The organism is Streptomyces sp. MS19 (assembly GCF_047200595.1).
Taxonomy (GTDB): Bacteria; Actinomycetota; Actinomycetes; order Streptomycetales; family Streptomycetaceae; genus Streptomyces.
Window position 1 is genome coordinate 88,180 of record NZ_JBJZOH010000004.1, and the last position, 13,434, is coordinate 101,613.

The following is a 13,434-nucleotide window of genomic DNA, read 5'->3' on the forward strand; positions in this document are numbered from 1 at the left end:
TGTCCCTTCGCTTCCGCCGGGCGCCCGGTCAGGGGTTCATCGCCCGGGTGATGACCTCGGACGCCTCGGCCGCGGCGTCCTCCGGGTCCTGGCCGGTGAGGACGGCCGTCATGTAGTCCTTGATCGGGTTCTCGGCCTCGACGGCGGCCCAGGTCGGCGTGTTGGGCGTGGCGCGGCCGTTGGCGGCGCCCGCGGCCATGGCGGCGGTGCCGGGGTCGTCGGCCACGACACCGGACAGGCTCGTCTTGTTCGGCACGTAGCTCATCGCGGCGGCGAGCCGGGACTGCCAGTCGTCGCCGGTCAGTTCCTCGATGAACGTGTACGCGTCGTCCTGGTTGCCGGCCGCCGCCGGGATGACGAGGTCGGAGCCGCCGGTGAAGACGGCGCCGGGCGCGTCGGCGGTGATGCCGGGGATCGGGAAGAAGCCGATGCGGCCCTCCAGTTCCGGGTTCTGCTCGGTGATCAGCCGGGCGCCGCCGGGGACGGCCACGATCTGCGCGACCTCCTGCGAGGCGAACACCTCGACCTGCGGCGGCTCCGCCTCGTCCGAGTCGCGCGGGCCCTGGCCGAGCGCCTGCACCTGCCGGTAGAAGTCCATCCCGGCGAGCGCCTCGGGGGTGTCGAGCGCGCCCTCCCAGCGGCCGTCGCTCTCCACGGCGAGGTCGCCGCCCTCGTCCCAGATGAAGCCGGACAGCACGTACCAGTTCTGGCCGGGGAGGTAGATGCCCTGCTGGCCCTCGGGCTCGTTCAGGGCCTCGGTGGCCTCCAGCCAGGCGTCGCGGGTGGTCAGCGTGGCGGCGTCGATCCCGGCGGCCTCGAACAGGTCGGTGCGGTAGATCACGACGCGGTTGGCCGCGTAGTAGGGGATGCCGTACTGGGCGCCCTCGTACGCGCCGGGTTCGGCGAGGCCCGGCAGCCAGTCCTCGCCGCCGAGGTCGTCCACCCGGTCGCTCAGGTCGGTGAGGCCGCCGCTGGACGCGTACTGGGCGACCTGGGTGTTGCCGACCTCGATGACGTCGGGGGCGTCGCCGCTGGCGAGGGCGGCGGTGACGCGTTCGCCGATGCCGTTCCACTGCTGGATCTGGATGTTCAGCCGGATGTCCGGGTGCGCGTCCTCGAACGCGGTGGTGAACTCCTCCTGGAACTCCTGGCTGACGCTGTCGCGCATCAGCCACACGTCGAGGGTGCGTGGCCCGTCCGACCCGCCGGAGTCGTCCGAGCCGCTGGAACAGCCGCTCAGGGCGATGCCGGTGACGAGGGTGGTCACGCAGGCGAGGGTGCGGATCTTCACGGTTCACCTCGGGGTCTGGAACGGGACGGGCCGGGTGGTGCGGGGGGCCACGGCGCCGCGGGGCGGGCCGCGGTGGAGCGCGGCGGGCTGTGGCGGACGGGGCAGGGGAGCGGCCGGAGCCGCCTGGGACGGTGCGCGGGAGCCTGGTGTGACGTACGGGGCGGGAGACGGCTGACGTGACCAATTGGCCTGCTGCGCGGTGATGAGAGTTGAAGGTGGCATAGACCTTTTGAACCCGTCAAGGGGCCGACCACCGCCCGCAGGTAACGAATCGACGGCCCCCGCGTTTCCGGTGCCGCGTCCGGATGGCCGGGCCAACTGACGGCCGCGCGCCCATGCCGTTGATCGTCATGGCTGGCCCGAACAGACCTCTTGACGGCGCCCTCCGACTGCTGCCACTTTCTTACCAATACCGGCCCTCGTCTTACCAATTGGATCGGTTGTCGCGGACAGCGATCCCCCGCATGCCCGGCCGCCGGTCCGGGCACCCCCAGGACCGGAGGCCCCTGTGCTCGTCCCGCTGCCCAGCCATCTCCTGGAGCGATCCGGCCACTTCGTCCTCGACCAGGACACCGCCCTGCGCGTCACCCCCGGCACCGAGGACGCCGCCGACCTGCTGCGCGCCACCCTCACCCCCGGCACGGGACTGCCCCTGCCCGCCCGCGCCGACGGACGCGTCACGCTCACCCTCGACCACGCACTCGGCGGCCTCGGCCCAGAGGGCTACGGCCTGACCGTCAGCCCGCAGGCCGTCATCCTCCGGGCCGCCACCCCCGCCGGCCTGCGCCACGGCGTCCACACCCTGGCCCAACTCCTGCCGCCGCCCGCCCTGTCCGCCACCCCCGTACGCGGCATCCCCTGGGAACTGCCCTGCGTCGAAATCACCGACCGGCCCCGCTTCGCATGGCGCGGCGCCATGCTCGACGTCGCACGCCACTTCATGCCCATCGACTTCGTCCACCGCTTCGTGGACCTGCTCGCGCTCCACAAGCTCAACGTCCTCCACCTGCACCTGACCGACGACCAGGGCTGGCGCATGCCCGTCCCCGCCTACCCCGCCCTGACCGCCACCGGCGCCTGGCGCACCCGCTCCCGCCTGGGCCGGCGCACCAGCGGCCAGTGGGACGAAACCCCCCACGGCGGGGCCTACACCCGCGCCGAACTGACCGGCCTCGTCGCCCACGCAGCCTCCCGCGGCATCACCGTCGTCCCCGAGGTCGAGATGCCGGGCCACGCCCGCGCCGCCATCGCCGCCTATCCCCACCTCGGCACCGTCCCAGGACGCGAACTCCCCGTCTGGACCGACTGGGGCGTGTGCGACACGGTGCTCGGCGTCCACGACGAGGTCCTCGACTTCTGCCGCGCCGTCCTGACCGAGGTGATGGACGTCTTCCCGTCCCCCTACGTGCACATCGGCGGCGACGAGTGCCCCGCCGGGGAATGGCAGAGCGACCCCAGAGCGCGGCAGCGTGCCCACGACGAAGGGCTGTCCGGCACGCCCGCGCTGCGCGGCTGGTTCCTGCGGCGCATCGCGTCCTTCCTCCAGGAGCACGGCCGCACCCCCGTCACCTGGGACGAGGGCGAGGCCGGCGCGCTCCCGCCGGACGTGCTCACCATGCCGTGGCGCACCACGGCGCACGCGCGTGCCGCCGTCGCACGCGGCCACCGCGTCGTGACGACGCCGTTCCGCCACACGTACCTGGACTACGCCAGGTCGGACGATCCCGCCGAACTCCTCGGCCAGCCGGGGCCCGTGACGCTCGACGACATCACCGGCTGGGACCCCGCGCCCGCCGCCGAGTACGGCGCGGACGCGGCGTCCGTCCTCGGCACGCAGGCGCAGCTGTGGAGCGAGCTGATGCCCACGCCCGCCCACGTCGAGTACCAGGCGTTCCCCCGCCTCGCCGCCCTCGCCGACGTCGCCTGGCGCGCCCCCGGCGACGCGGGCGGCGAGGGCCCCAGGTCGTTCGCCGCCCGGCTCGTCCGGCACGGCGACCGGCTCGACGCCCTCGGCGTGCACCACCGCACGCCGCCGAGCCCGACGGGCCTGGAGAACGCCGCCGCCCGCCTCTGACCCGCACCCCCTGTCGCACCACCCCACCGGAGAAGGAGAAACGATGCGTCGCAGACGTACGGCACGCCCCTTACGCCGCCTGGCCGTCCTCGCCGCCGTCCTCGGCCTGGCCGCCGGCGCGGGCGTCACCGCCACCGCCGCCCCGGCCACGGCCGCGGCGGACGGCCCCCAGGTGGTCGCCCAGTACCGCACCAGCAGCTCGGCGGGCACCGCCGACCAGGCCGAACCCTGGTTCCGACTGGTCAACACCGGCACCACGCCCGTGCAGCTCAGCAGGCTCACCATCCGCTACTACTTCACGGCCGAATCGGCGGGCACCGGCTACCGGTTCAGCTGCTCCTGGGCCGTACGCGGCTGCGCCAACGTCACCGGCACGTTCGGCCTGCTCAACGCGCCGACCGCCACCGCCGACCGCTACCTGGAGGTCGGCTTCACCGGCGGCGCGGGCACCCTCGCCCCCGGCGCCGACACCGGCGACCTCCAACTGCGCTACCACCGCACCGACTGGCAGCGCCTCACCCAGTCCGACGACTACTCGTTCAACGGCGCGCAGACCTCGTACGCCCCCTGGCAGCGCGTCACCGTGCAGTCCGACGGCGGCCTCGTGTGGGGCACCGCGCCCGAGGGCAACGACCCGGGCGAGCCCGAGGAGCCGGGCGAGCCGGGCGAGCCGGGTGAGCCGGGCGAACCCCCGTCCCGCGCGCTGTTCGACGACTTCAGCTACACCGGCCACACCGACCCCCGCCTCGCGCAGCGCGGCTGGGTCGTCCGCTCCAACTCCGGCGGCCCCGGCGTGCCCGGCGCCACCTGGGCGGCGGACAACATCACGTTCCCGACCTCGGGCGGCTCCACCGTGCTCAACCTGGAGTCCGGCACCAACGGCACCGCCGCCGGCACCGAGCAGTCCGAGCTGTACACCTCGTCGGTCAAGTTCCGCAACGGCACCTACGCAGCCCGCGTCCGCTTCTCCGACGCCCCGCGCTCGGGCCCTGACGGCGACCGCCTGGTGCAGACGTTCTTCACCATCAACGACCTCCAGGCGCCGATGCATCCGGACTACGCCGAGTACGACTTCGAGTACCTCCCCAACGGCGGCTGGGGCGAGCCGTCGAACATCCTGTACGCCACCTCCTGGGAGACCTACCGGCCCGACCCCTGGGAGGCGGTCAACGCCCACAGCGAGGAGCGCACCAGCTTCGCCGGCTGGCACGACCTCGTCCTCACCATCGACGGCCAGAGCATCCGCTACTACGTCGACGGCCGCCTCTTCGGCGTCCACGGCGAGCCGTACCTGCCGGAACGCGCCATGTCGATCAACTTCAACCAGTGGTTCATCGACCTCGCGGGCCAGACCAGCACCACCCCCCGCGCGTACGACCAGCAGGTGGACTACGTCTTCCACGCGGCCGACACCGTGCTGACACCGCAGCAGGTCAACGCCCTCGTCGCCGGCTACCGCGCCGACGGCGTCGCCTTCCAGGACACCGTCCCCGCCTCCTGACCCCCCGCCGCCCGGCCGGTGCGCGCGTCCGGCGCGCACCGGCCGGGCTCAACTGGTCATATGCTGGTCAACGACCATCGCCGACACGGGGACGCGGGGAGGCCGGGATGCCCAGGGGGCCGCAGGGCGCAGCGCTCAAACGGGACCGTGTACGCGACCATCTGCTCGAACTCATCGAGGAGCGGCGGCCGGGCGACGCCATCCCCTCCGAACGCTCCCTGTGCGCGCGGCTCGACGTGTCACGCCCCACCCTGCGCGCCGCCGTGGACGAACTGGTCGCTACCGGCCAGCTCGTACGGGAGCACGGCCGCGGCATGTTCATCGCCCCCGGCAAGATCACACAGGAACTCGTCTCCCGCGCCGACGCGTTCGCCGTCCCGCCCGCCTCCGGCGCCTGGAGCAGCCGGGTCCTCGCGCACGGCGTCCAGGCGGCGGGCGCCCGCGTCGGCCGCAAGCTGCGGATGTCCCCGGCCGGGCGGATCGTCCACTGCGCGAGGCTGCGCCTGGTCGAGTCGGTCCCGATGGCCGTCGAGTACCTTCACCTGCCCGCCGACCTGGTGCCGGGACTCGGCGAGGACGAGCTGACCACCGGTGACCTCTACGACCACTTGCGCGAACGGCACGGCATCCGGGTCCGCGAGGCCGTCCAGTCGATCGAGCCCACCGTCGTCAGCGAGGAGGAGGCGGACCTGCTCGACGTCCCGCCGTTCTCGCCCGCGCTGCTCTTCGAACGGATCACGACGGACGACGAGCAGCGCGTCGTCGAGTACTGCCACTCCCTCTACCGGGGCGACCGGTACCGCATCATGTCCCGCCTCACCCTGGGCACCGCGGCGCCCGCCACCGCCCCGCAAGGCGGCCACCACCCCGGCATGCCCCCCGCGGGCCCGGCAACGGGCCGCCCCATCCTCTCCACGACAACAGGCGACATCCACCCGGCCGACTGACACTCCCCGGAGGCCGAGGTGATGGCGGCCCATGTGCACAGGAGACGCGTCACGGCACCTCTCCGACGGCAGGGGCCTGCGAGCCTGACCACCAGTTCACGCGGCAGCCCGCGTGCGGGCCGTGCGCTCAACTCCTCGGCCCGTCCTCGTTCTGAGGTTCGGCCGGGGGTTCGGGCGCCCGGTGCACCGGCAGCCAGACCGGGCCCTCCAGGCCGGTGATGACGGTGATCTCGGGGTCGGGGTCACGCACCGGTGCGGGTTCCGGCGGCCAGAAGCGGTCGTCCGTCACGGCGCCTCCCCGAACACCCGGCACAACGCGCCGTACAGGACGTCCGGATCAGTCAGGCAATCCCCGTACGGCCGGATGCCCAGCCACCGCACCTCACTGCCACCATCACCGTCCCACGGCCCGCGCACACTGCCGGCCGACGGAATCGCCAGCAGCGCCCCACGCCCCAACGGCGTCACACCGACCGGCCACCACCGCGCCGTCGCATCCCCCGCCGGGATCAGCCAGTGCAACACCCCCTGCACCGGATCCTCCACCACGGGCCCCGACAACCCCGTCAACGCCAGACGCGGCACCACATACAACCCCTGCAACAACGGCACCCGCACAGCATCGAACTCCTCCCCCAACGGCCTTATCCACACCCGCCCATCAATCGGCAGCCAGGAGGGAAGGGAGAGGGGAGCGAACATCGACATGGTGGGCTCCTTGCGGACTGAGGTCGTGCCGAGACCGTAGGGACCGGGGCCTGACCACCGCCATCAATGTGCACAGTTGTGCATCAGCTCACTCCGTCTGTGCAACCCGGCGAAGGCCCTCTTGACCGCAGAGCCCAGCCGCAGGAAAGTGCCGCACAGAGCTGCACACAGGAGATCAGGGAGGCTGGCATGTCGGTAATCTTCATCGGGATCGACCCAGGGTCCGAGCAGGGCGAAAGCCCGACCGTCTGGGCCGACACCGACAGGCAGGAACTCCTCATCCAAGGATGGACCGCCACCTCGGAGGAGGAAACGCGCTGCTACGCAGAAGGCGGGACGGCGTCCGGTCACACGTCGGGCGTTCCCGACCATGAAACGATCGTCCGTATCCCGGCCCGCATGGCGTCCATCGTCAGGAAGGCACTTGATGCCCTCGAAAGTCCCGCCCATCGCTGACCTCATGGATTCCGCCCGGGAGACGGCCGTTCATCTGGAGATGCGCGATGTCTACGCGGTGGCCCCGGAGAACGAACAGCTCGCGCGGTGGCGGGCGACCGGGCTGCGGGACACCGATCCGGACTCCCCGTACTGGCGCGGCTGGACCGGAATCGTCCGCCGGGCCGCCGCGCGGGGCGTGACCGTCCGCCGGGCGCGCGTCGTCTCCCTACCGGCGTCCGAGTACATCCGCTTCGAACACGCCGGAACCCCCGTCAACCTCGCCGCCGGCGAAGACGTCCGCTGGCTCCCCCGCCACGCGGCATCCGACCTGGCCCTGCCAGGCAACGACTTCTGGCTCTTCGACGGACACCTCGTCCGCTTCGGCCACTTCGACGGCGACGGCCACATCACCGGACACGAACTCGTGCAGACCCCCACCGTGACCCAGCTGTGCGCGAACGCCTTCCACGCAGTATGGGAACGCGCCACACCCCACACCGACTTCGACATCCACTGAACCCGCCCGACCGTGCCCGAGTCCCCGTCCTCCGCCGCTCAGTCTGCACGGCTGGCCGTAGGCCGCCGATTGAAAGAGATGCGGCTCGACGCGGGGCTCACCGTGACGGAACTGGCGCGACGCTGCGGCTGGCACCACGCCAAGACATCCCGCATCGAGAACGCCCGCACCAGCCCGTCCGTCGCCGACATCCGTGCCTGGTGCGCCGCGTGCGGCTTCCAGCACGCGGCCGCCGACCTCGTCGCCGCCAACCGCACCGCTGAAAGCATGTACACCGAGTGGCGGCGCACCATGCGGACCGGGCTCCGCCACCTCCAGGAGAGCTACACCAGCCTCTTCGAGCAGACGACCCTGTTCAGGGCCTACTCCTCCCGCATCGTGCCCGGCCTGCTCCAGACGGAAGGATATGCAACCGCCCTGCTCAGAGGCGTCGCACGCCTGCACAACGTCCCCGACGACTCAGCGGCAGCGGCGGCGGCGCGCATGGAACGCTCCCGGGTCCTCCACCGTCCGGGGCGCCGCGCGGTGCTACTGATCGAGGAAAGCGTGCTCCAGTACCAGCTGGGGGACGCAACGACGATGGCGGCGCAGTTCGGCCACCTCCTGACCGCCGGAGCACTGCCCGCCGTATCGCTCGGCATCATCCCCGTCGGCCTGCGAGAGCGACCGATCCGCCCACTCGAAGCGTTCCACGTCTACGACGACATCCTCGTCGCGGTGGAACTGCTCAGCGCCAGGGTCACCGTCACCGAGCCGTCCGACGTCGCCCTCTACCTCAAGGCATTCCAGGACCTCACATCACTGGCTGTCTACGGGGCCGATGCACGAGCCCTCATCCTCAAAGCACTCACAGCGCTGTAAGCCCAATCACACAACGCACTGCTGGTCGGAAACCTCCACGGCGGATCGCCGGAACCCATGTCGCTTGGAGACGGATGACGTCCACGTGATCCCTCTCCCCGAACGAACGGCTCACGCGGTGGCGCCGGCCCGGACCGGGACTGCTCGGACACCGCTCGGGATACCGGGTCACGGTTCCGTCGCGCCGAGCGATCATGGGTTGTCACGCGCTACAGTCGGTGGTGCGGCAGGTCCCCGGGTGTGGGTGATCCGCCGCGTCACCGATGTGATCGACGGATCTGGAGTCACGGTGCGGCCCATGGGGGCGCGAGCTATCTGCGTCGAGCCGGAGAACTGAGAAGCCTCTCAGTCCTGGTCCTCGGCCCGGCTCGGCGTGCGATTTTCCCCCATCACCTGTCACGACTCCTCCGTGAGGCCATGCCGTCATGCGCTCGACGCAGATCCGTCAGACGTTCACCGATTTCTTCACCTCCCGCGGCCACCGCCTGGTGCCCTCCAGCCCATTGGTCCCGGACGACCCGACGCTGCTGCTGGCGAACGCCGGGATGAACCAGTTCAAGCCCTGGTTCCTGGGCGAGACCACGCCCCCGTACCCCAGGGCCACCTCCGTCCAGAAGTGCGCCCGCACCTCCGACATCGAGAACGTCGGCCGCACCAACCGGCACGCGACGTTCTTCGAGATGATGGGCAACTTCTCCTTCGGCGACTACTTCAAGGAAGACGCCATCGCCTACGCCTGGGAACTCCTGACCTCCGGCTACGGGCTGGAGAAGGACAGGCTCTGGATCACCGTCTTCGAGGACGACGACGAAGCGGAGCGCATCTGGCGCCGCGTCGGTGTCCCCGCCGCCCGTATCCAGCGGCTCGGGATGGAGGACAACTACTGGTCCATGGGCGTCCCCGGCCCGTGCGGGCCCTGCTCCGAGGTCAACTACGACCGCGGCCCCGCCTTCGGCGAGGAGGGCGGCCCGGCCGTCGACGGCGAACGGTACGTCGAAATCTGGAACTTGGTCTTCATGCAGTTCCAGCGGGGCGAGGGCGACAGGAAGGGCGACTTCCCCATCCTCGGTGAACTCGCCCGGAGAGGCGTCGACACCGGCCTCGGTCTCGACAGGCTCGCCGCGATCCTCCAGGACGTCCCCAACGTCTGCACCACCGACCTGCTCGCCCCCACCTTCGACACGGTCCAGCACCTCGCCGGACGGGCGTGCCCGCCCGAGGGCGAGGAGAAGGTGTCGTTCCAGGTCGTCACCGAACACGCCCGGTCCATCGCCTTCCTGATCGCCGACGGGGTGCTGCCCGCGAAGGACGGCCGGGGATACGTCCTGCGACGCCTGATGCGCCGGGCGATCCGCCACGCCCGCCTGCTCGGCATCGACGGGCCCGTCCTGCGGGACACGACCGCCAGCATCGTCGGCAACCTCGGTGACGTCTGGCCCGAACTCGTCGGCCAGGCAACTCTGATCGAGCAGGTCGTCACCGCGGAGGAGGAGGCCTTCACCCGCACTCTCACCCAGGGCACGCGACTGCTGGACTCGGCGATCCACCACACCCGGACGACACGCTCGGCCATCCTCCCGGGCGAGACCGCCTTCGAACTCGCCGACACCTACGGCTTCCCCCTCGAACTGACCGTCGAGGCGGCCCGCGACGCCGGACTGACCGTCGACGAGGACCGCTTCGCCGCGCTGCTGGACGAGCAGAAGAGGCGCGCGAGGACAGGCGGCAAGGCCAGGACCGCCGAGGCGCTTCGGGCGATGGACACCTACCGCGAACTCGCCGCACGCCTGCCGCGCACCGAGTTCGTCGGCTACCGGACGCTGAGCGCCGAGGCCACCGTCACCGGCATCGTCTCCGGCGGTGCGGTCACCGACAGCGTCGGCGAGGGCGGCGACGCCGAAGTGGTGCTGGACCGTTCACCGTTCTACGCCGAAGCCGGTGGTCAGATCGGCGACACCGGCACGCTGACCCTGCGCGACGGCTCCCGCCTGCACATCACCGACACCCGCTACGGTCTGGACGGCTTCCGCGTCCACACAGCCCGCGTCGTCGAAGGCGGACTCCGCACCGGCTCGGTCGGCGAGGCGGTCGTGGACGCCGGCCGGCGGGCGGGCCTGATGCGTGCGCACTCGGCCACCCACATCCTGCACGCCGTCGTCATGGCGACCCTCGGCGACCACGCCCGCCAGCGGGGCTCCCTCGTCGAGCCCGACCGGCTGCGTTTCGACTTCGCGCACTTCGCGGCGCTCACCCCCGACCAGCTCGACCGGATCGAGAACGCCGTCACCGGCCATGTGCTCGACGACCCGGACGTGCGGGCCTGGCACGCCGACCGCGCCGAAGCCGAGGCCGCCGGAGCCGTCGCCCTGTTCGGCGAGAAGTACGGCGACACCGTCCGCATCGTCGACATCGGCGACTTCTCGCGGGAACTCTGCGGCGGCACCCACGTCGCCCACGGCTCCCAGATCGGCACCTTCCGCCTGCTCGGCGAATCCTCCATCGGGGCAGGCCTGCGTCGCGTCGAAGCCCTCAGCGGCCACGGCGCCCTGACCCACATGGACACCGAACGGCGCCTGATCGCCGAACTCGCCGCCCTGCTCGGCACCCGGCCCGCCGACGCCCCCACCGCCCTGCGCGAACGCCTGGAGGCCCTCGCCACCGCCCAGGACGCACTCACCCGGGCGAGGGCCGCCGAACTGCGCGAGCAGGCCACACGCCTCGCGGCCACCGCCCGGCCGTCCGGGGCCGGACGAGTCGTCGCCCGGACGGTCACCGGCACCACGCCGGACGAACTGCGCACGCTCGCCCAGGAGACGGCCGCCCGTCTCGACGAGCCCGCCGCCGTCGTCCTCAGCACCGAGCGGGACGGCAAGGCACTCCTCGCCGCCGCCGTCACCCCCGGCCTGCATCGCGAAGGTGTGCGGGCCAGCCAGTTGCTGACCGACGCCGCCCGCCTCGTCGGCGGCGGAACGGGCGGCCACGGCCCGGTCGCCGGCGCGGGAGGCCGCCATCCCGAATACCTCGACCAGGCACTCGCCGTTGCGGCCGAGAACGCCACTGCCCTCATGGAAGCGGCGGCTCGCCCCTGACCCATGCCGTCCTGGCATCTGGCCGAAGAGCCGTTCGGACACCGGCTGTCGGCCGTCCGAAGCAGAAGCGGGAGACGGCGGCTGGGAAAAGTGCTTTTCCCGGCCTTCCGTCCGGCTCCGTCCGGGACGCGTGCGTTCCGGACGGAGCGGGGACGCGGCCCCCCGGCGGCGCGCGTCAACTCCCGGCGGGCGGTGTGCCGGTGGAGGTGCGGACGACCAGGCGCGGGTGCGACACCCAGCGGCGTGCCGCGTCGCGGCCCTCGACGCGCTCCAGCGCGAGCAGCGCCGCGTTGCGGCCCATCCCGGCGCCGTGCTGCGCGATGGTGGTGAGGGAGAAACGGGGGGTGCGAGGCGAACCGGGTGTCGTCGTATCCGGCCACCGACACGTCCGCCGGGACGCGCGGACCGCGCTCCGCCGGGGCCCGCACTGGGCCGGCGAACAGCGCGGTCGGCGTGTGCCCCTCGTCGAGCAGCCGGGCCGTCGCGTCGCGGGTGCCCTGCTCGCTGCCACGGGTGTGGACCACGTGGATGTGCTCGGCCAGGCCGAGCCGCCGCATCGCCTCCCGGTACCCGTCCTCGCGCACGCTGTGCGGGCTCTGCCCGAGACCGGCGAGGTGCCCGACCAGCAGCGCGGCGCCCGTCCGGTCGTCGTCCACGGCGCTGTCGTACGCCACGGCCGTGTCGTGCCGCGCGACCACGACGGTGGGCACCGGCCGCGCGGATTCCGTACGCCAGGACGCGGCGACGACCGGCCGAGGTCGTGCTGCCCCGGGCGCGCCGGGACCGGGTGGACCGGTTGCAGGACGCGCTCGACGCGGTGCTCGCGGGGGAGTGACGCCCGCCGCCGTCAGAGGTGCCCGCCCCCGGCGGCGGGCACCTCGAAGACCAGTTCCAGGCCGTCCTCCTCGTCCCACTGTTCGCCGACCGGCAGGAAGCCGAAGCGTTCGAGGGTGGCGAGGGACCCGGTGTTGTCGGGGCGGACGGACGCCCGCACGGTCGTGACCGACGGCTCGGCCGCGGCCCGCCGCAGCAGCCTGGCGACCATCGCCGTGGCGTAGCCCCGGCGGCGGAACGCGGGGGCGACCGAGTAGCCGATCTCGACCGTTCGCGCCTCGCCCGGCGGCCCGTGGAACCCGCAGTACCCGACAGCCTGGCCGCCGGCCACGGTCACCGCCTGCGGCAGGGCCCACCGGACGGCGGCCGGGTCGGCGGCGAGCTGGCCGAGCCTGAACCGCCACACCCACTGTGCCTCGCGGGTCGTGAACCAGTCGGTCAGCGGGACGCCCGCCTCCTCGCTCGCGCGCGGGATGTCGCCGTCGAGCAGCGCCGTCAGCGCGTCCGCCGTCAGCGCCGTGAAATGCACCCGCTCGCCCGCGGGGCCTGTGGTCTCCGTCACCGTGCGGATGATCGCCCACCGCCGACCGGACGTCCAGTGTCCCGGGCATCGTTCACGTGTGCGACCACCGCGAACGCCGCGCCGCCGCCGGCCGGTGGGCAGGGTGACCGGCCACACGGGTACGGCAGCCCCGCCGGGGACGCACATCGTGCGCGCCCGCCATCGACCGGACGGCTCCCGCCCACGGACGCTGCGGGGTCCCGCTGACGATCGGCCCTGTTCGCCCGCCGCGACGCGGACTCGTGGCCTGGCGGTTCGTCGGGGTGGCCCGCGTGCCGTCTCACCCGATGGGTTCGGGCGGGGCCGTGGGCGAACGCGAGCCTGCGGGGCGGCGGTTCGCGTCCCCGTGCAGGCTGAGCGGCGCGGGGGCGGGGGGTTCCGGCGACGCTCGGGCATGTGCGCTGGGCGCGCCGCGTGTTCCCGGGAGCGGCGTCCCGTCCGGGGACGGCTTGTCCGCTGCGTGTACCGGGGTTTGCGGCGTGGCGGTCGGTCTTGGCGCATGTGCAGCCTGTACGCGGGGTTCGCCGGGGCCGCGGCTCGCATGGTGGTGCGGCCGGAGTCGCCGGGCCGGCCGTGTGCGCTGAGGGCCCGGTGGGCCGTCGCCCTTGCCGC

12 protein-coding genes and 1 pseudogene are annotated in these 13,434 nt (G+C 72.6%); 7 read left to right on the top strand and 6 right to left on the bottom strand.

Annotation, left to right across the window (positions count from 1 at the left end):
- Positions 1–28: 28 nt before the first annotated feature.
- A complete protein-coding gene (locus tag ACL02R_RS05965) occupies positions 29–1,291 on the bottom strand; it encodes an extracellular solute-binding protein (protein ID WP_412795796.1) in 1,263 nt (420 codons plus the stop codon).
- 508 nt (positions 1,292–1,799) lie between these two features.
- On the opposite strand from ACL02R_RS05965, the gene ACL02R_RS05970 reads away from it, so the two are divergent.
- The 3 genes from ACL02R_RS05970 (at position 1,800) to ACL02R_RS05980 (ending at position 5,813) form a co-directional block, all read left to right on the top strand.
- Positions 1,800–3,365 carry a beta-N-acetylhexosaminidase gene (locus tag ACL02R_RS05970; protein WP_412795797.1) on the top strand — a complete coding sequence of 522 codons (1,566 nt, stop codon included), beginning with the start codon at positions 1,800–1,802 and terminating at the stop codon, positions 3,363–3,365.
- 43 nt (positions 3,366–3,408) lie between these two features.
- Positions 3,409–4,866, top strand: coding sequence for a cellulose binding domain-containing protein (locus ACL02R_RS05975; protein ID WP_412795798.1), 1,458 nt, complete (start codon positions 3,409–3,411; stop codon positions 4,864–4,866).
- Between the two features lie 107 nt (positions 4,867–4,973).
- Positions 4,974–5,813, top strand: a complete 840-nt coding sequence (locus tag ACL02R_RS05980) for a GntR family transcriptional regulator (protein WP_412795799.1) — start codon at positions 4,974–4,976, stop codon at positions 5,811–5,813.
- Between the two features lie 127 nt (positions 5,814–5,940).
- Here ACL02R_RS05980 and ACL02R_RS05985 read toward each other — a convergent pair whose 3' ends face one another.
- Both ACL02R_RS05985 and ACL02R_RS05990 read right to left on the bottom strand, forming a co-directional pair.
- A complete protein-coding gene (locus ACL02R_RS05985) occupies positions 5,941–6,102 on the bottom strand; it encodes a hypothetical protein (protein WP_412795800.1) in 162 nt (53 codons plus the stop codon).
- Complete coding sequence (locus ACL02R_RS05990) at positions 6,099–6,521, bottom strand: hypothetical protein (RefSeq protein ID WP_412795801.1); 423 nt, start codon at positions 6,519–6,521, stop codon at positions 6,099–6,101. The genes ACL02R_RS05985 and ACL02R_RS05990 overlap by 4 nt, the downstream gene beginning before the upstream one ends.
- Positions 6,522–6,710: 189 nt before the next feature.
- Between ACL02R_RS05990 and ACL02R_RS05995 the strand changes: the two genes are divergently transcribed.
- The 4 genes from ACL02R_RS05995 (at position 6,711) to alaS (ending at position 11,426) form a co-directional block, all read left to right on the top strand.
- The gene (locus ACL02R_RS05995; protein WP_412795802.1) at positions 6,711–6,977 is read left to right on the top strand and encodes a hypothetical protein; all 267 of its coding nucleotides are present in this window, start codon (positions 6,711–6,713) and stop codon (positions 6,975–6,977) included.
- Entirely contained in the window at positions 6,949–7,476 is a 528-nt protein-coding gene (locus ACL02R_RS06000) for a DUF6879 family protein (RefSeq protein ID WP_412795803.1), read from the top strand. The genes ACL02R_RS05995 and ACL02R_RS06000 overlap by 29 nt, the downstream gene beginning before the upstream one ends.
- A gap of 12 nt (positions 7,477–7,488) precedes the next feature.
- A complete protein-coding gene (locus ACL02R_RS06005) occupies positions 7,489–8,337 on the top strand; it encodes a helix-turn-helix domain-containing protein (protein WP_412795804.1) in 849 nt (282 codons plus the stop codon).
- A gap of 425 nt (positions 8,338–8,762) precedes the next feature.
- A complete protein-coding gene (gene alaS, locus ACL02R_RS06010) occupies positions 8,763–11,426 on the top strand; it encodes an alanine--tRNA ligase (RefSeq protein WP_412795805.1) in 2,664 nt (887 codons plus the stop codon).
- Positions 11,427–11,601: 175 nt separating this feature from the next.
- On the opposite strand, the gene ACL02R_RS06015 is transcribed toward alaS, so the two are convergent.
- From ACL02R_RS06015 to ACL02R_RS06025, 3 genes and pseudogenes are all read right to left on the bottom strand, one after another.
- Positions 11,602–11,727, bottom strand: a complete 126-nt coding sequence (locus ACL02R_RS06015; protein WP_412795806.1) for a hypothetical protein — start codon at positions 11,725–11,727, stop codon at positions 11,602–11,604.
- 61 nt (positions 11,728–11,788) lie between these two features.
- Positions 11,789–12,340, bottom strand: a pseudogene (locus ACL02R_RS06020) (substrate-binding domain-containing protein); the annotation flags it as partial.
- Entirely contained in the window at positions 12,274–12,822 is a 549-nt protein-coding gene (locus tag ACL02R_RS06025; RefSeq protein ID WP_412795807.1) for a GNAT family N-acetyltransferase, read from the bottom strand. The gene ACL02R_RS06025 and the pseudogene ACL02R_RS06020, both read right to left, overlap by 67 nt.
- Between the last annotated feature and the right edge of the window lie 612 nt (positions 12,823–13,434).